14 protein-coding genes and 1 pseudogene are annotated in these 16,290 nt (G+C 70.9%); 4 read left to right on the top strand and 11 right to left on the bottom strand.

From position 1 onward, the window contains the following. Positions 1 to 40: 40 nt before the first annotated feature. The 6 genes and pseudogenes from ruvX to ACFOYY_RS31850 form a co-directional block, all read right to left on the bottom strand. Positions 41 to 505 (bottom strand): annotated as a pseudogene (ruvX, locus tag ACFOYY_RS31875) (Holliday junction resolvase RuvX); the annotation flags it as partial. 53 nt (positions 506 to 558) lie between these two features. Further along, entirely contained in the window at positions 559 to 3,231 is a 2,673-nt protein-coding gene (gene alaS / locus ACFOYY_RS31870) for an alanine--tRNA ligase (protein ID WP_386194752.1), read from the bottom strand. Between the two features lies 1 nt (position 3,232). Beyond that, positions 3,233 to 3,487, bottom strand: coding sequence for a hypothetical protein (locus tag ACFOYY_RS31865; RefSeq protein WP_352011699.1), 255 nt, complete (start codon positions 3,485 to 3,487; stop codon positions 3,233 to 3,235). Beyond that, positions 3,484 to 3,876 (bottom strand): DUF948 domain-containing protein, encoded by a 393-nt coding sequence (locus ACFOYY_RS31860; protein WP_352011698.1) that lies wholly within the window; start codon positions 3,874 to 3,876, stop codon positions 3,484 to 3,486. The genes ACFOYY_RS31865 and ACFOYY_RS31860 overlap by 4 nt, the downstream gene beginning before the upstream one ends. Next, a complete protein-coding gene (locus tag ACFOYY_RS31855; RefSeq protein WP_386194749.1) occupies positions 3,846 to 5,261 on the bottom strand; it encodes a methyltransferase family protein in 1,416 nt (471 codons plus the stop codon). The genes ACFOYY_RS31860 and ACFOYY_RS31855 overlap by 31 nt, the downstream gene beginning before the upstream one ends. Next, positions 5,258 to 6,172: a hypothetical protein gene (locus tag ACFOYY_RS31850; RefSeq protein WP_352011696.1), complete on the bottom strand. Its 915-nt coding sequence runs from the start codon at positions 6,170 to 6,172 to the stop codon at positions 5,258 to 5,260. The genes ACFOYY_RS31855 and ACFOYY_RS31850 overlap by 4 nt, the downstream gene beginning before the upstream one ends. A gap of 83 nt (positions 6,173 to 6,255) precedes the next feature. Between ACFOYY_RS31850 and ACFOYY_RS31845 the strand changes: the two genes are divergently transcribed. After that, positions 6,256 to 6,903, top strand: coding sequence for a TetR/AcrR family transcriptional regulator (locus tag ACFOYY_RS31845; protein WP_352011695.1), 648 nt, complete (start codon positions 6,256 to 6,258; stop codon positions 6,901 to 6,903). Positions 6,904 to 6,907: 4 nt separating this feature from the next. On the opposite strand, the gene ACFOYY_RS31840 is transcribed toward ACFOYY_RS31845, so the two are convergent. Both ACFOYY_RS31840 and ACFOYY_RS31835 read right to left on the bottom strand, forming a co-directional pair. Further along, positions 6,908 to 8,221, bottom strand: a complete 1,314-nt coding sequence (locus tag ACFOYY_RS31840; protein WP_352011694.1) for a replication-associated recombination protein A — start codon at positions 8,219 to 8,221, stop codon at positions 6,908 to 6,910. A 38-nt stretch (positions 8,222 to 8,259) separates the two neighbouring features. Continuing rightward, the gene (locus ACFOYY_RS31835; RefSeq protein ID WP_352011693.1) at positions 8,260 to 8,733 is read right to left on the bottom strand and encodes a hypothetical protein; all 474 of its coding nucleotides are present in this window, start codon (positions 8,731 to 8,733) and stop codon (positions 8,260 to 8,262) included. Positions 8,734 to 8,930: 197 nt separating this feature from the next. Between ACFOYY_RS31835 and ACFOYY_RS31830 the strand changes: the two genes are divergently transcribed. Together ACFOYY_RS31830 and ACFOYY_RS31825 are read left to right on the top strand one after the other, a co-directional pair. After that, positions 8,931 to 9,833, top strand: a complete 903-nt coding sequence (locus ACFOYY_RS31830; protein WP_386194745.1) for a peptidylprolyl isomerase — start codon at positions 8,931 to 8,933, stop codon at positions 9,831 to 9,833. A 167-nt stretch (positions 9,834 to 10,000) separates the two neighbouring features. Further along, positions 10,001 to 11,197, top strand: a complete 1,197-nt coding sequence (locus ACFOYY_RS31825) for a cytochrome P450 family protein (RefSeq protein WP_352011691.1) — start codon at positions 10,001 to 10,003, stop codon at positions 11,195 to 11,197. Between the two features lie 90 nt (positions 11,198 to 11,287). Here ACFOYY_RS31825 and aspS read toward each other — a convergent pair whose 3' ends face one another. The 3 genes from aspS to ACFOYY_RS31810 all read right to left on the bottom strand — a co-directional run bounded on the left by aspS (position 11,288) and on the right by ACFOYY_RS31810 (position 15,267). Continuing rightward, positions 11,288 to 13,024, bottom strand: coding sequence for an aspartate--tRNA ligase (aspS, locus tag ACFOYY_RS31820; RefSeq protein WP_352011690.1), 1,737 nt, complete (start codon positions 13,022 to 13,024; stop codon positions 11,288 to 11,290). 278 nt (positions 13,025 to 13,302) lie between these two features. After that, positions 13,303 to 14,568, bottom strand: coding sequence for a histidine--tRNA ligase (hisS, locus tag ACFOYY_RS31815; RefSeq protein ID WP_386194743.1), 1,266 nt, complete (start codon positions 14,566 to 14,568; stop codon positions 13,303 to 13,305). A 3-nt stretch (positions 14,569 to 14,571) separates the two neighbouring features. Next, complete coding sequence (locus ACFOYY_RS31810) at positions 14,572 to 15,267, bottom strand: MBL fold metallo-hydrolase (RefSeq protein WP_352011688.1); 696 nt, start codon at positions 15,265 to 15,267, stop codon at positions 14,572 to 14,574. 148 nt (positions 15,268 to 15,415) lie between these two features. Between ACFOYY_RS31810 and ACFOYY_RS31805 the strand changes: the two genes are divergently transcribed. Beyond that, complete coding sequence (locus ACFOYY_RS31805; protein ID WP_352011687.1) at positions 15,416 to 16,279, top strand: peptidylprolyl isomerase; 864 nt, start codon at positions 15,416 to 15,418, stop codon at positions 16,277 to 16,279. Positions 16,280 to 16,290: the final 11 nt, after the last annotated feature.

The following is a 16,290-nucleotide window of genomic DNA, read 5'->3' as shown; positions in this document are numbered from 1 at the left end:
CGCCCGGCGGCCCGGACGAAGAACCTCTCGGCGACCCGGAGGACGGCCCTGCCGGTGGACCGGCCGCCACGCCCGGCGGCCTGCCGGTCGCCCGTTCGTTGTCCAGGGCAGCCTGGAGCAGCACGACCGCCGCCGCCTGGTCGACCACGCCGCGCTGCTCCCTGGCCCTGACGCCACTGGCGCGCAGCCCCTGCTGCGCGGTGACCGTGGTGAGCCGTTCGTCGAACAGCCTGACGGGGACGGGCGCCAGCCGCGAGGCGATCCTGCCCGCGAACTCGCGGGCCACCCCCGCCGCCTGCCCCTCACGGCCGGAGAGCGAGGTCGGCAGGCCGACGACGATCTCCACCGCCTCGTACTCGGCCGCGATCTCCGCGAGCCGGTCGAGGTCGCCTCTGCCTCGCCGTACGGTCTCCACCGGCGTGGCCAGCAATCCGGACGGATCGCTGCGGGCCACGCCGATGCGGACCGAGCCGACGTCGACACCCAGCCGGATGCCACTTCTCATCATGTTCTCCGCCTCCGCCTCAGAGCCGCGCGCGGCTCACCGGCTTCGGCCGCTCAGGCGAGTGTCTGGGCGATCGCCTGTTCGACGGCGCCCAGCGCGTCGCCGATCGCCTCGGGCCGGGTCCCGCCGCCCTGGGCGACGTCGTCCTTGCCGCCGCCGCCACCGCCGAGGGCCTTGGCCGCGACGCCGACGAGCCTGCCCGCCTTGAGGCCGCGCTCACGGCCCGCGTCGTTGACCGTGGCCACGACGACCGGCCGGTCGGCGGGAACCGCCGCGACGACGACGACCGCCGCGCGATCCCCTGGGAACCGTCCGCGCACGTCAAGGGCGAGTTTACGCAGATCATCCGCAGAGGTGCCATCAGGCGCGCGGTGTGTCACCACGGACACTCCGCCCAGATCACGTGCTCCGGCGGCCATCTCGCCCGCGAGCGCGAGGACCTGGGCGGAACGGAGCCTGTCCAGCTCCTTCTCCGCGGTGCGCAGCCGGGTGACGATGCCCTCGATCCGCTCGGGCAGCTCCTCCCTGCGGGCCTTGAGCTGCTCGGAGAGCTGGGCGACGAGCACGCTCTCACGGGCCAGGAAGCGGAAGGCGTCCAGGCCGACCAGGGCCTCGACCCGTCGCACTCCGGCGCCGATCGAGGCCTCGCCGAGCACCTTGACCAGGCCGAGCTGGCCCGAGCTCGCGACGTGGGTGCCGCCGCAGAGCTCACGGGAGTAGTCGCCGACCTCGACGATGCGGACGGTCTCGCCGTACTTCTCGCCGAACAGGGCCAGCGCGCCCATCGCCCTCGCCTCCGCCTGGGAGGTGTGGAAGGCGTTGACCTTCAGGTCGTTGATCAGGATGGCGTTGACCTCGTCCTCGACGTCACGGAGCACACTGGGCGGCACGGCGCCCGCCGCGGTGAAGTCGAAGCGGAAACGGCCGGGCGAGTTCTCCGAACCCGCCTGCGCGGCCGTCTCGCCGAGCGCGTTGCGAAAGCCCCTGTGCACCAGGTGCGTAGCGGTGTGGCTGCGGGAGATGGCGCGGCGCCGCTCGACGTCGATCTCAGCCTGGGCCTGGTCACCGGCCCGGACCTCACCGGTCCTGACCTTGCCCCGGTGCACGATCACGCCCGAGACCGGGGACTGCACGTCGACGATCTCGACCTCGGCCCCGTCGGTGCGGATGATCCCCTGGTCGGCGAGCTGGCCGCCGCCCTCGGCGTAGAAGGGGGTACGGCTGAGCACGACCTCGACGGTGGTGCCCGCGCCCGCGGCGGGGACCGGGAGCCCGTCGACGAGCAGGCCGATGACCGCGGACTCGGCGGTCACGTTGTCGTAGCCGAGGAACTCGACCCTGCCGGTCTTCTCCAGGATCTGGCCGAAAACCGAGATGTCGGCGTTTCCGGTCTTCTTGGCGGCGGCGTCGGCCTTGGCGCGGTCGCGCTGTTCCTTCATCAGCCTGCGGAAGCCCTCCTCGTCGACCTTGAGGCCCTGCTCGGAGGCCATCTCCAGGGTCAGGTCGATCGGGAAGCCGTAGGTGTCGTGCAGTTGGAAGGCCTGGTCACCGCCGAGGGTGCCCCGTCCCTTGCGCTTGGTCTCCTCGACGGCCGCGTCGAAGATCGCGGTGCCGGTGCGCAGGGTGCCGAGGAAGGAGGCCTCCTCCGCGTCGATGACGCCGTGGATCTGCGGGGCGTCGGCCTTGAGGTCGGGATAGAGATCGCCCATCACGTCGATGGTCACCGCGGTCAGGTCGTGCATGTAGCGCTGCTCGCCCGCGCCCAGCAGGCGCAGGTTGCGGATCGCACGGCGCAGGATCCGCCGCAGCACGTAGCCCCGGCCCTCGTTGGAGGGCAGCACGCCGTCGGCGACGAGCATCACGCCGGTGCGGACGTGGTCGGCGACCACGCGCAGCGAGACGTCGGCGCGCTCGTCACGGCCGTAGCGGGTCCCGGTCAGCTCCGCGGCCCTGTCGAGGATCTTGTAGGTGGTGTCGATCTCGTAGATGTTGTCGACGCCCTGCAGGATCGCGGCCATCCGCTCCAGGCCCATGCCGGTGTCGACGCTCTTGGCGGGCAGTTCGCCCACGATGTCGAAGTCGGTCTTGCTGCGCACCGTACCGAGCTGGAACTGCATGAAGACGTTGTTCCAGACCTCCAGGTAACGGTTCTCGTCGGCGATCGGGCCGCCGTCCCTGCCGTACTCGGGGCCGCGGTCGTAGTAGATCTCGGTGCAGGGGCCGCCGGGGCCGGGCACGCCCATGTGCCAGTAGTTGTCGGCCAGGCCGCGGCGCTGGATGCGCTCCGCGGGGATGCCGACCTTGTGGTGCCAGATGTCGTAGGACTCGTCGTCGTCGTGGTAGACGGTGACCCAGAGCCGCTCCTCGGGGAAGCCGAAGCCGCCCTCGGACTCGGGCTTGGTCAGCAGCTCCCAGGCCAGCGGGATCGCCCGCTCCTTGAAGTAGTCGCCGAAGGAGAAGTTGCCGAGCATCTGGAAGAAGGTGGCGTGCCTGGTGGTCTTGCCGACCTCGTCGATGTCGGGGGTGCGCACGCACTTCTGGACGCTGGCCGCCCGGGGGTAGGGCGGCTTCTGCTGGCCCAGGAAGTAGGGCTTGAACGGCACCATGCCCGCGGGGACGAGAAGCAGCGTCGGGTCCTCGGCGATGAGGCTGGCCGAGGGCACGGCGGTGTGCCCACGCTCCTCGAAGAAGCGCAGGAAGCGGCGGGCGATCTCTGCCGACTCCATGTCAGCGGCCATCCTTTACGTGGTAGGTGTAGGTGTTCTCAACACTGTCGAGGCCGAATCGGGAGCGCAACTCGGTTTCCCGCTGCGCCGCGCCGTCCAGCGCCTCGGCCGCGAAGTCCCGGGCCTGGTCCAGGACCCCCGAGGCGCCGCGCACCGCACGGCGCGCCAGGTGGTTCGGATGCAGTGACTGCAGCTTACGCATCGCCCACACGGCGCCGAACGCGCCCAGGGAGATGTAGAAGAGCCTGCGGATCATCGCCGCCGCCCTTCGAGGACCCGGGAGCCGGGCCTGCCGTTCCTGCGGGCCGACAGGGCGCGCCTGACGCCGTGGGTCAGCGCGGCGAGCTTGATCAACGGCCCGGTCACCAGGGTCTGGGTGACGTCGCTGATCTTGGCGGCGTGCCCGCTGACCTGCTTGACGTCCTTGGCGATGGCCTCGACGGCGACCAGCTGGCGGTTGGTCTCGCTGACGGTGACCGTGACGTCCTCCAGCAGCGGGACCACACGTTCGCCCAGCTCGGAGACCATCTTGGTGGTCTCGGTCAGCAGCCGGGCCAGCTTGACCAGCGCCACGGCCAGGAAGCAGACCAGGATCGCCCAGGCCATCGCGACGATCAGTCCGGCGACCTCTCCTGCGGTAAGCATGCGCCGATCTCCTTAGTTGACCCGGCTGGAACAGGCAAGACCTTACCGCGTCCCGAACCGCTTCCCCGGCATACCGTGACACGACGCCCAGGCGGTCGGCCGTACCCGCCCGGCTTCCCCGCCGGCGACGGCCCGTTCCGTACGGCCAGGGTCCTGGGCGCGCCCCCGAAGGCGTCCATGCAGAGCTGGGCGAACCGGCCGACCCCCGGGATCATGAGCGTCCAGCCCGCCAGGGCCCAGCCGAGGTGGATGTGGGTCAGCACGTGGGCGATCGCCGCCACCCCCTGGGCACCGCGCCCGTCCGCCGACTCGTAGGTGATCCGGCGCAGCCCCGCGGGGTGGTCCTCCGCGGCGAGCACGCGCAGCCCGGCGGGACGGCGCGCGACGATCCATCCGCCGACCTGCGAGCAGATCCCGCAGGTGGTGGCCACGTACACGGACGCGACGGCCCCGGGGAAGGCGACGGGCCGCCACCTGGGCACCCACGCCCGTACGGCGCGCCGGTAGGCGGCCCACTCCCCGCCGAAGCGCGCGGTGAGCCCCTCCCCCTCGTGCCAGGCCGCCAGCCCCGCCCCGTAGGCGAAGGCGACCAGCGCCGCGGCCAGGAACACCGGGTCGAGCAGGGCGAGCAGCAGGTAGCCGCCCGTCATCGCGGCCTGCATCGGGTTACGGACGTAGGCGTAGGGCCCGGTGACCACCAGCCGTTCCGGCGGGTCGTACGGCAGCGGCGTCCCCCGGCCGGCGAGCGCGAACTCCCGTACGGCGGCCAGCCCGAGCAGCGAGGGCACGGCCAGCGCCTGCGCCATGAGGCCGAGCACCCACGTGGGCTGCCGCCACGCCCCGGTCAGCACGATGGGCAGCGCCATGCCCCCGGCGGCCGCGAGGACGATCTGGGCGGCGGCCCTGAGGGGCAGGCGGCGGCCTCCGGCCGTCCAGGAGGCCACCAGCAAACCGGGGAGCAGGGCGACGGCCATCGCGACCGCCTCCCCGGCGAGCCAGTGCTCACCGAGCACGACGACGGGCTCGGCCAGGGGCATCACCGCCAGGTCCAGCCAGCCGAGGGACGCGGCGACCAGCGGGATCGGCGCCCGGCGTGCCACCAGGCCGGGCACCGCGCCCCAGAGCAGTGCCCAGCCCAGCAGCAGGTCGATCGGAACGCCCCGGTAGAGGGCCCCTACCGCGGTGAAGCGCCACCAGCCGAGGTCCTGGGCGAGGAGGTTCACCGCGATGAGCGCCTCCAGGTTCCACAGCGTGGCCAGGATCGCCGCGGCCGCGTCCCGTTCTCCGAACCCCCGGCGGACCCGGCCTCTCCAGGTGGCCGCGAGCACCGCGGCGACCGGTACCGCGAGGGCCAGACCGCGCACCAGCACGGGGTCGCCCGTCATCGGGCGAAGGTCCCGGCCAGGTAGTCGGCGGCCTGGCCGACGGCGTAGCGCTGCAGGGGGCCGAAGTACCAGCCGGGGTCGAAGGTACGGCGGTAGCGCAGGGTCACCGCGAGCCTCCCGTTCCCCCAGGTGAACTCCGCCTCGCGGAGGTCGAGCCAGCGGGTCAGCGTGGTGTCGCGGACCACGGAGAAGGTCACCCGCCCCGGGCCGCGTTCCTTCACCCTGAGGGTCATCGAACGTGGTTCGGGAAGGGCGCCGATGCCGAGGGAGCGGCGCGGGTTGAAGGTGATCTCCCGCAGGGCGCCGACCTCGAGGCCGGTGCCGGTTGCCGCCAGCGGCCTGGGGAAGCCGATCTTCAGGAACGCCGACTCGAACGGGCCGAAGCGGGGGACGGCGGCCAGGGCCTGTTCCGTCCCGGTCCCCGGGGCCGCCCGCACCGCGGTGACCGCGTTGTCACGGGCCGGTCCGGCCACCTCCGCGCCCACGGCGACGAGCGTGAGCAGCACCAGCGGGGCGGCGAGCGCGTGGGGTCCCCGCCGGTCGAAGTAGTCGATGACGGCCCCGATCAGCAGGCCGACGAGGTAGAAGAGCGGGGCCGCGAACAGCAGGCAGACGATCCCCTCGCCGAGCAACGGTCCCGCGAAGGCGAGGGCCACGGTGATCGTCGCCAGGATCGCGCCGGTCGCGGACCTCGGTTTGCTCGTCAGCACGACCGTGATGGCGATGACGGCGGGGAGGCCGACGTAGAAGAGCGTCGTCTCCTCCAGGTGGCCCGCGTGCAGCACCCGGTAGAGCAGGAGCGCGACGAACAGGGCCAGGAGCAGACCGGCGAGGTTCCAGCGTGCCCTGCGCTCGGTCCGGTCCTCGGGGAGCGGTTCCGAGTCCGGTGATCTTCCGGACGGGTCATCCATGGGGCCACCCTCTTCATCGATCGGTTTAATCAGTCGATTAAACCGTATGATCGAAGAGATCGTCTTGGCAAGGGAGCGGTGAAGTGAACAAGCAGGCGGGCGCGGAGACCCGGGAGCGGCTGATCGAGGCCGCCGCCGAGACCGTGCGGACCGAGGGATACGCCGGGGCCAGCGCCCGTACCATCGCCAAGGCCGCCGGGGTCAACTCGGCGCTGGTCTTCTACCACTTCGGCGGGGTCGATCCGCTGCTGCTCGCCGCACTCGACCGCGCCTCCGAGCAGCGGATGACCGACTACCGCAGAGCCGTCGAGCGGGCCCGCACGCTGGAGGAGCTGGCCGAGATCGCCACCGCGATCTACCGGGCCGACCTGGAGGCGGGGCACATCACGCTCTTCTCCGAGCTCGTCGGCGCGAGCATCGCCAGGCCCGAGCTCAGGGCGGAGATCGTCAAACGCTCCGACCCGTGGATCGACTTCGTCGAGCAGACGCTGGAGCGGGTCATCGGCGGCTCACCCCTGGCCAGGCTCATGCCGCCCCGCGACCTCGCCTACGCCGCAATCACCTTCTACCTGGGCGTCAACCTCTTCACCCACCTTGACGCCGACCGCTCCCGCACCGACGCCCTGTTCACGCTGGCCCGCCGGGTCGCCCCCCGCGCCAGGCTGCTGACCGTGCGCTTCCCCCGCCGCGGACCTCGCGCCCGACGGCAGGACGGCGCGCCTCCCTCCTGAGGGGCTACTGGCCGCCGCGCAGGAAGGCGCGGATCCTGCTCCAGCGGTCGGCGAAGGCGGCCTCGGCTCCGTGCCGGGTCGGCCGGTAGTAGCGGCGGTCCCTGAGCTCGGCGGGGGCGTAGTCCTGGCGGACCAGGCCGTGCTCGAAGTCGTGCGGGTAGCGGTAGCCCTCACCGTGGCCGAGCCCCCGTGCCCCGGGGTAGTGCGCGTCGCGCAGGTGGGCGGGGACCTGGCCGATGTCGCCCCGCCGTACGTCCTGGGCGGCGGCGTCGATCGCGGTGATCACCGCGTTGGACTTGGGGGCGAGCGCGCAGTGGACGACCGCCTGGGCCAGGTTCAGGCGGCCCTCGGGCAGGCCGATGAACTCGACCGCCTGCGCCGCGGCCACCGCCACCTGCAGGCAGGTGGGATCGGCCATGCCGACGTCCTCCGAGGCGAAGATGACGATCCTTCGGGCGATGAACCTGGGGTCCTCCCCCGCCTCGACCATCCTGGCCAGATAGTGCAGCGCGGCGTCGGCGTCGGAGCCCCGCATGCTCTTGATGAAGGCGCTGACCACGTCGTAGTGCTGGTCGCCCTGGCGGTCGTAGCGCACGGCCGCCTTGTCGACCGCGCGCTCGACCACCTCGACGGTGATCTCGTCCTCGGCGATCAGCGCGGCCGCCTCCAGATAGGTGAGGGACCTGCGGGCGTCTCCCCCGGCCAGCCGTACCAGGTGCTCGACCGCCTCGGGCGCCAGCCGTACCCGACCGTCCAGGCCGCGCGGGTCGGCGGCGGCGCGTTCGAGCACGCCGCGGATGTCCTCCTCCGACAGCGACTCCAGGGTCAGCAGCAGCGAACGGGACAGCAGCGGCGAGATGACGGAGAAGAACGGGTTCTCCGTGGTCGCGCCGATGAAGGTGACCCAGCGGTTCTCGACGGCGGGCAGCAGGGCGTCCTGCTGGGCCTTGTTGAAGCGGTGCACCTCGTCGACGAACAGCACGGTCTGCCGCCCCGACATGCCCAGCTCGCGGCGGGCCTGCTCGATGGCGGCGCGGACCTCCTTGACCCCGGCGGAGACCGCGGAGACCTCGACGAAGCGGCGCTTGGTCACCCCCGCGACCACGTAGGCGAGGGTGGTCTTGCCCGTGCCCGGCGGCCCCCACAGGAACAGCGACATCGGGGCCTCGCCCTCGACGAGCCTGCGCAGCGGCGTGCCCGGCCCGAGCAGGTGACGCTGGCCGATCACCTCGTCCAGGCCACGGGGGCGCATCCGCACCGCCAGTGGCTCATGGCCGCGGTGGGCCTCCTCCGCCGCCGAGTCGAACAGGCTGTCCACGCTCAGACAGTACCGTCAGGGGGCGGGCTCCCGATCCCTCAGAAACCTCCCCAGACCGCGACGGCGCCGCTGTGGCCCGCCCTCACCACGTAGTAGCCGGCCACCACGGCCAGGACCACCGTCAGCGCGCGCAGCGCCGTCCCGACCCCCTTGGGCGCGCTCTCCGAACGCCCGGGACGCGTGAGCCGGACGAGACCGAGTGAGACCACTCCGAGCGCCAGTACGGCCAGCAGCAACGGGGTCGCGAAGCTCTCGTGCTCGGCGACGCGCTGCCCGAGCTCCCCGCTCGCCGAGGAGAAACGTCCCCTTTTGAGCTCCTCACCGCTCTGCCTGGCCGCGAAGACCGTCACGGGCGAGATGACCGCGAGCCCGACGACCGCCCAGGTCAGCACCGCGCGCGTGCGTGCGGCCAGGGCGTAGACGGCGGCCAGCACCACCAGCAGGGGCGTCAGGACCACGGCGGCGTGGACGATCAGCGGGTGGGCGGGCAGGCCCAGAATCTCGTCGAACATAGGGGGGCTCCGGTCATCGGCGGCGTCTGTGCAGGTGGGATCCCACCGTGAACGCTACCTGGAACGCGGCACTTCACCCGCGTCTTCCTCTCCTACCCCATCTGACGGATTCTGTCACTTACATCCATCACACGCCGAGGCGGGTACGCTTTCGCCCAGTCAATAGTCATGGAACAGCAATTCTGGAGGACGAAGCGGTGAGCGGCGAAGACCGCCAGAGCCAGCTGGCGCGGGAGCACAAGGAGCGGCAGGCCCAGCGGGCCCAGCAGACCGCCCAGCAGTCGACCGCAAAGTCGAGGCGGAACACCTTCATCGGAGCCGGCGTCGCGGTCGTCGTCGTGGCCGGAGGCCTGTTCGCCGCGACGAACCTCCTCGGCGGCAACGACCCCAAGCGCCCCACCTCCCCGGAGAAGAGCGCGGCGGCCGACCCAAGTCAGGCCCCCGCCCTGCAGCCGTCGCCGACCCCCTCGGCGGAGCTGGCCAAGCTGACCTGCTCCTACCGCAAGGACACCAGCGGCAGCCCGGCCAAGTACGTGGGCATGCCCCCGGCCAAGCCCAACCTGAAGCTGAAGAACATGAAGATCACCACCAACCTCGGTGACATCGTGATCGAGCTCCAGACGGACCGGGCCCCCTGCGCGGTCAACTCCTTCGCCTTCCTGGCGAAGAAGAACTTCTTCGACAACACCAGGTGCCACCGCCTGGCCACGCCGGAGAACTCCGGGCTCGGCCTGCTGCAGTGCGGCGACCCGCAGGCCAAGGCCGACGGCAAGAACCCCACCGACGGCCAGGGCAGCTCGGGTTACGTCTTCAACGACGAGAACCTCGGCGGGCTGCCCTACACCAGGGGAACGGTCGCGCTGGCCCAGGCGGCCGAGGCGGCGAACCAGAACGGCAGCCAGTTCTGGATCTCCCTGTCGGACGAGACCGCCCAGCTGCAGCCCGACTACACGCCCCTCGGCACGGTCACGCAGGGCATGGACATCCTCGACAAGGTCTACAAGGGCGGCTGGATCGAGAACCCCAACGACATCACCGGCGACGGTGGCTCGAACGCCCCCAAGATCCCGGTGATCATCAAGGACGTTCAGCTCACCTAGGGCCACCTCGGAGGGCCTCGACGGGGGTGAGGTCCTTTCGTCGCAGGCTCGCTCGCACCGACATACCGGTCATCACGGCCACCATCTCGCACACGGCGGGCGAGCCGCGACCTCCCGGGCCAGACTGGAGGGGAACAGGATCCGATCCATCTCCCCGGGGGGCGCCGATGCCGGAGAAGTTACCTTTCGAGTTCATACTGAGCCCCGATCCGCACGCCGCCTGCGCCGCGCTCAGGGGGAAGGGCCCCGTCCATCCGGTCGACTTCCCTCCCGGCATGGGCGCCTTCCTGGTGCTCGACTACGAGCACGGCCGTCCCGCCCTCAACGACCCCCGCCTGGCCAAGAGCGTCTCCTGGGTGCCCGAGCCGTTCCGCGCGCGTTTCCACGCCGACAACCGGATCCTGGCCGGCAACATGCTCGACAGCGACCCTCCCGACCACACCCGGCTGCGCCGCCTGGTCTCCAAGGCCTTCACCCCCCGCAGGATCGAGGCCCTGCGCCCCCGCGTCCAGAAGATCGCCGACGACCTGGTCGACGCGATGCTCCCCAGGGGCGGGGCGGACCTGCTCGACGACTTCGCCTTCCCCCTGCCGATCACGGTGATCTGCGAACTGCTCGGCGTGCCCGTCGAGGACCAGGACGCCTTCCGCGACTGGTCCGGCACCCTCGTCGGCCCCGCGCTCAACGAGGAACAGGCCAGGCACCGCGGCGAGGTGAACCTCGCCGTCGGCGACTACTTCACCGCGATCATCGCCGAACGGCGGGCCGCCCCGCGTGACGACCTGGTCAGCGCGCTGGTCCTGGCCCGCGACGACGACGAACTGCTCGACGACCAGGAGCTCCTGGCGGGCCTGACGCTGCTGCTCATCGCCGGGCACGAGACCACGGTCAACCTGATCGGCAACGGCATGCTGGCCCTGCTGACCGCCCCCGAGCAGCTGAAGCTGTTACGGGAGCGGCCGGAACTGCTGCCGTCGGCGGTCGAGGAGTTCCTCCGGCACGACGGACCGGTCGAGCGTGCCACGTTCCGCTTCGCCACGGAGGATCTCGAACTCGCGGGAGTCCACATCCCGAAGGGCAGCGTGGTCCACATCCTGCTCGGCGCGGTCAACCGCGACCCCGAGGTCTTCCCCTGCCCCGACGTCCTGGACATCACCCGCGCGGACAACCGGCATGTGGCCTTCGGCCACGGCATCCACTTCTGCCTGGGCGCGCCGCTGGCCAGGCTCGAGGCGTCGATCGCCTTCGGGACGCTGCTGGAACGCCTGCCGGGCATCGAGCTGGACTGCGATCCCGCCGAGATCCGGTGGAACCTCAGCGGGTCACTCATCCGCGGCCTGCGTACGCTGCCCGTCCGCTTCTGACCCGCCGTGCCCGTACGGCCCGCAGCCGTACGAGCACGGCCCCGGGGCGTTGACCCCCGGAGCCGTGCCCCACCGGCCCTCAGGACCGTCTCAGGCGTCCGCCTTGGGCTTGGCGTCGACGCCCGCCTCCTTGCGCTGCTCGACCGTGATCGGGGTCGGCGCGCCCGTCAGCGGGTCGAAGCCGGAGGCCGTCTTCGGGAAGGCGATGACGTCACGGATCGAGTCGCCGCCGGAGAGCAGCATGCAGACCCGGTCCCAGCCGTAGGCGATGCCGCCGTGCGGCGGCGGGCCGTACTTGAACGCCTCGAGCAGGAAGCCGAACTTGCTCTCCGCCTCCTCCTTGGAGATGCCGAGCACGTCGAAGACGCGCTGCTGCATCTCGGCGCGGTGGATACGGATCGAGCCGCCGCCGATCTCCATGCCGTTGCAGACCATGTCGTAGGCGTAGGCGAGGGCCTCGCCCGGGTGGTCCTGGAAGTTGTCGGCCCACTCGGGCTTCGGACCGGTGAAGGGGTGGTGGACCGCGGTCCAGCCGCCCTCGCCGTCCTCCTCGAACATGGGCGCGTCGACGACCCACAGGAAGCTCCACGCCGACTCGTCGATCAGGCCGCAGCGGCGGCCGATCTCCAGCCGGGCCGCGCCGAGCAGGTCGCGGGAGGCGGCGGCCGTACCGGCGGCGAAGAAGATCGCGTCACCGGGCGCGGCGCCCGCCTTCGCGGCCAGGCCCGCGGTCTCGGTCTCCGACAGGTTCTTGGCCACCGGGCCGCCGAGCGTGCCGTCCTCGCCGACGAGGACGTAGGCCAGGCCCTTGGCGCCGCGCGACTTGGCCCACTCCTGCCAGCCGTCGAGCTCCTTACGGGTCTGCGAGGCACCGCCCGGCATCACCACGGCGCCGACGTAGGGCGCCTGGAAGACCCGGAAGGTCGTCTCGGCGAAGAACTCCGTCATCTCGACGAGTTCCTGGCCGAAGCGCAGGTCGGGCTTGTCCGAGCCGAAGCGGGACATGGCGTCGGCGTAGGTCATCCGGGGCAGCGGCGTCGGCAGCTCGTAGCCGATCGTCTCCTTCCAGACGCGGCCGATCAGCGCCTCGCCCAGCGCGATGACGTCGTCCTGGTCGACGAAGGACATCTCAACGTCGATCTGGGTGAACTCCGGCTGCCGGTCGGCGCGCAGGTCCTCGTCGCGGAAGCAGCGGGCGAGCTGGTAGTAGCGCTCCATGCCGCCGACCATGAGCAGCTGCTTGAACAGCTGGGGCGACTGCGGCAGGGCGTACCAGTTGCCCGGCTGGAGACGGACCGGCACCAGGAAGTCACGGGCGCCCTCGGGGGTCGACCGGGTGAGCGTGGGGGTCTCGATGTAGACGAACCCGTGCTCGTTCATCACCTCGTGGGCCAGGTAGGTGGCCTTGGAGCGCGCCCGCATGGCCTGGGCGACCTGCTGGCGGCGGATGTCGAGGTAGCGGTACTTCAGGCGGGCCTCCTCGGAGACCCCGGTGCCGCCCTCGATCGGGAAGGGCAGCGGCGCGGCCTCGCTGAGCACCTCGACCTCGGAGGCCACGACCTCGATCGCGCCGGTCGGCAGCTCGGGGTTCTCGTTGCCCTCGGGGCGGACCCGCACCTGCCCGACGACCTTGACGCAGTACTCGGCGCGCAGGCCGTGCGCGTCGTCCTCCTCGCGGAAGACCACCTGACAGGAGCCTGAGGCGTCGCGCAGGTCGATGAAGACCACGCCGCCGTGGTCACGGCGGCGCGCCACCCAACCGGCCAGCGTCACCTGCTGCCCGGCGTGCTCCTTGCGCAGTGATCCCGCTTCGTGCGTGCGGATCATCGAAACTCCTTAAGCATGGAAACCCGGTCCTTCGAGGCCGGGAGGAAACGCGGCGCGGCGCCGCAGGACTCGGTAACGTGTTCGGTGGCGGCGATAACCAAGCCGCCACCTGCACGATCGGCTCCACCCTCGCCGCCGGGCCGGCGGAGAGGCGAAACGCCTGCGGAGCTGGTGTAAGACCCCAACGAAAGATCCTTTTCGGGCGGGCAACCGGCGGTGAAACAGGAAACCCTGCGGGCGACCGTGGGAATCCCCTTCCTTTCAGGGAGGGGATGAGGTCAATTCTCCAGTCTCTCCTTCAGGGTCGTGACGATCTCGGCGAGCGGTACGGCGCTCTGGTCGCCGCTGACCAGGTCCTTGACCTGGGCGGTCCCGGCGGCGATGTCCCGCTCGCCGAGGATGACGGCATAGCCCGCGCCCGACCGGTCGGCACCCTTCATGGCGGCCTTGACGCCCTTGCCTCCGAACGACATGTCGGCGTCGAGGCCCGCCCGGCGCAGCTCGGTGATGAGCAGGAACATCCGGCGGCGTGCCTCCTCGCCCAGCGGCACACCGTACACCTGGACGTGCGGGCCGTCCGCCTCGTCGTCGAGCAGCCCCTCGGCCTCCATGGCCAGCAGCGTCCTGTCGACGCCGAGCGCCCAGCCGACGCTGGGCAGCGCCGGGCCGCCGAGCATCTCGCTCAGTCCGTCGTAACGCCCCCCGCCGCCGACCGCGGACTGCGAGCCAAGCCCGTCGTGGACGAACTCGAACGTGGTGCGCGTGTAGTAGTCAAGCCCGCGCACCAGCCGGGGATCGTCGGTGTAGGCGACCCCGGAGGCGGTCAGCAGCGTGCGGACCTCCTCGTGGTAGGCCTTGCACTCCTCGCACAGGTGGTCGACGACCAGCGGGGCGTCCGCGAGTTGGGCCTGCACCTCGGGACGTTTGTCGTCGAGCACCCGCAGCGGGTTGATCTCGATCCTGGCCCTGGTCGCCTCGTCGAGGTCGAGACCGCGCAGGAAGTCCTGCAGCGCGGCGCGGTAGGCGGGTCTGCAGACGCGGTCGCCCAGCGTGTTGAGCAGCAGCCTGACCCCGGTGAGGCCGAGCCCGGCGTAGCCCTCCGCGGCCAGCAGGATCAGCTCGGCGTCGAGGGCCGGGTCCTCCGCCCCCAGGGCCTCGGCCCCCACCTGCCAGAAGTGGCGGTAGCGGCCCTTCTGGGCGCGTTCGTAGCGGAACTGGCTGCCGGAGTACCAGAGCTTCACCGGGAGCCTGCCGTTGTGCAGGCCGTGCTGGAGGACCGCCCGCACGACCGACGCGGTGCCCTCGGGGCGCAGCGTGATCGAACGCCCGCCCTTGTCGGTGAAGGTGTACATCTCCTTGGAGACGATGTCGGTCGACTCGCCGACGCCGCGCACGAACAGCGCGGTGTCCTCGAAGACCGGCGTCTCGATGTAGCCGTACCCCGCCCGCCTGGCGGGGGCGGTCAGCGCCTCCCGGACGGCCAGCGCGCGCTCGGAGCGCGGCGGGAGCAGGTCGAAGGTGCCCTTGGGCGCCTGCAGAGTCATCTTCTAAAGTCCCCTGGTGGGACCGGCGTACGGCGCCGCCTCCGCCAAGTACGGATTGGTCGCGCGCTCGTGGCCGATCGTGGTCTGTGGTCCGTGTCCCGGCAGCACCACCGTCTCATCGGACAGCGGCAGGCACTTGGCCGCCAGGCTGCGCAGGATGGTCGGATAGTCCCCGCCGGGAAGGTCTGTGCGGCCTATGGAGCCGGCGAACAGCAGGTCTCCCGAGAACATCACCTCGGGGATCTCCCCGCTCCCGGGCAGCCTGAAAGCCACCGACCCCCTGGTATGGCCGGGGACGTGGTCGACCGTCAGCTCCATCCCGGCCAGGCTCAGCACCTCTCCGTCCGCCATCTCGCGCACGTCGTCGGGCTCGGAGAAGGTCAGCCCGCCGAACAGCTGCTGCCCGAAGGCCAGGGACATCCCCTTGATCGGGTCGGACAGCAGTTCCCGGTCCTCGGGGTGGATCCACGCGGGGATGTCACGCGCTCCGCAGACCGGGGCGACCGACCACATGTGATCGAGGTGGCCGTGGGTGAGCAGCACGGCGACCGGCTTCAGGCGATGCTCGCGCAGCAGGTCGTCCAGGTCGCCCACGGCGTTCTGACCGGGGTCGACGACGACGCACTCCTCGCCCGCGGCGGGAGCCACGGCGTAACAGTTGGTCTGAAACGACCCTGCGGGAAAGCCGGCGATGAGCATCTGCCTCAGCTGATCTCGTCAAGAAAACGGATGGGAATGTAACCGAAGGGTACCGGTGCGGGTCGGCGGGCTGCGAACCATTACCCATTGGCCGATACGATTCGCCCACCTCAATAAGTGATACTCCGGCACTCGGGAGGGCGAAGTGGTGAGCGGCAAGGACCGCCAGAAGCAACTGGCCCGCGAGCACTACGAACGGCAGATGCAGCGGCGCGCCGAACGTGAGTCGCGTATGAAGCGCAATGCGATCATCGGCACGAGTGTGACCGTCGTGGTGCTCGTCGGCGGTGTGATCGCCGCGATGTCCCTGCTCGGAGGTGGTGGAACGTCCCCGGCGACCGCCGCCTCGGGCACCCCGTCCGCGCCTGCGAGCCCGGCTGAGACGGGCACCGGCGCCAAGCCGGCGGCCTTCGACCCCGCGGCGGGCACCTGTGGTTACGTCGCCGAGACCGAGGGCGGACCGGCCAAGAACGTCGGCCTGCCTCCGGCGAAGGTGGACACCACGCCGAAGACGATGACCCTGAAGACCAACCTGGGCGACATCGTCATCGCGGTCTCGGCGGAGAAGACCCCCTGCACGGTCAACTCCTTCGCGTTCCTGGCCGGGAAGAAGTACTTCAACGGCTCCAAGTGCCACCGTCTCGGTTCCGAGCAGTTCCCCGTGCTCCAGTGCGGCGACCCGCTGGCCAAGGCCGACGGCAAGAACCCGACCGACGGCCAGGGCGGCCCGGGGTACCGTTTCGTCAACGAGAACCTCGAAGGCGCGAAGTACACCCGCGGTGTCGTGGCCATGGCCAACAGCGGCCCGGACACCAACGGCAGCCAGTTCTTCATCGTCTACGGCGACGCCCAGCTGTCTCCGGACTACACCCCGTTCGGCACGGTCACCAAGGGCCTGGACATCCTCGACAAGGTGAACAAGGCGGGTGTCATCACCCCGGGCCCGGACGGCACCGGCGCCCCGAAGGAAACCGTGGAAATCAAAGACGTGACAATGTCCGACAAGAGCTGACGTAATACATC

Origin of the sequence: Streptosporangium jomthongense (assembly GCF_042650425.1) — a bacterium.
Lineage (GTDB): Bacteria > Actinomycetota > Actinomycetes > Streptosporangiales > Streptosporangiaceae > Streptosporangium.
Note: the sequence above shows the minus strand (reverse complement) of the source record. Positions and strands in the feature narration are given on the sequence as shown.

Coding starts and splice junctions, on each gene's coding strand:
- alaS (WP_386194752.1), bottom strand. CDS start 3,231: ATGGAGTCGGCAGAGATCGCCCGCCGCTTCCTGCGCTTCTTCGAGGAG.
- ACFOYY_RS31865 (WP_352011699.1), bottom strand. CDS start 3,487: ATGATCCGCAGGCTCTTCTACATCTCCCTGGGCGCGTTCGGCGCCGTG.
- ACFOYY_RS31860 (WP_352011698.1), bottom strand. CDS start 3,876: ATGCTTACCGCAGGAGAGGTCGCCGGACTGATCGTCGCGATGGCCTGG.
- ACFOYY_RS31855 (WP_386194749.1), bottom strand. CDS start 5,261: ATGACGGGCGACCCCGTGCTGGTGCGCGGTCTGGCCCTCGCGGTACCG.
- ACFOYY_RS31850 (WP_352011696.1), bottom strand. CDS start 6,172: ATGGATGACCCGTCCGGAAGATCACCGGACTCGGAACCGCTCCCCGAG.
- ACFOYY_RS31835 (WP_352011693.1), bottom strand. CDS start 8,733: ATGTTCGACGAGATTCTGGGCCTGCCCGCCCACCCGCTGATCGTCCAC.
- ACFOYY_RS31825 (WP_352011691.1), top strand. CDS start 10,001: ATGCCGGAGAAGTTACCTTTCGAGTTCATACTGAGCCCCGATCCGCAC.
- aspS (WP_352011690.1), bottom strand. CDS start 13,024: ATGATCCGCACGCACGAAGCGGGATCACTGCGCAAGGAGCACGCCGGG.
- hisS (WP_386194743.1), bottom strand. CDS start 14,568: ATGACTCTGCAGGCGCCCAAGGGCACCTTCGACCTGCTCCCGCCGCGC.
- ACFOYY_RS31810 (WP_352011688.1), bottom strand. CDS start 15,267: ATGCTCATCGCCGGCTTTCCCGCAGGGTCGTTTCAGACCAACTGTTAC.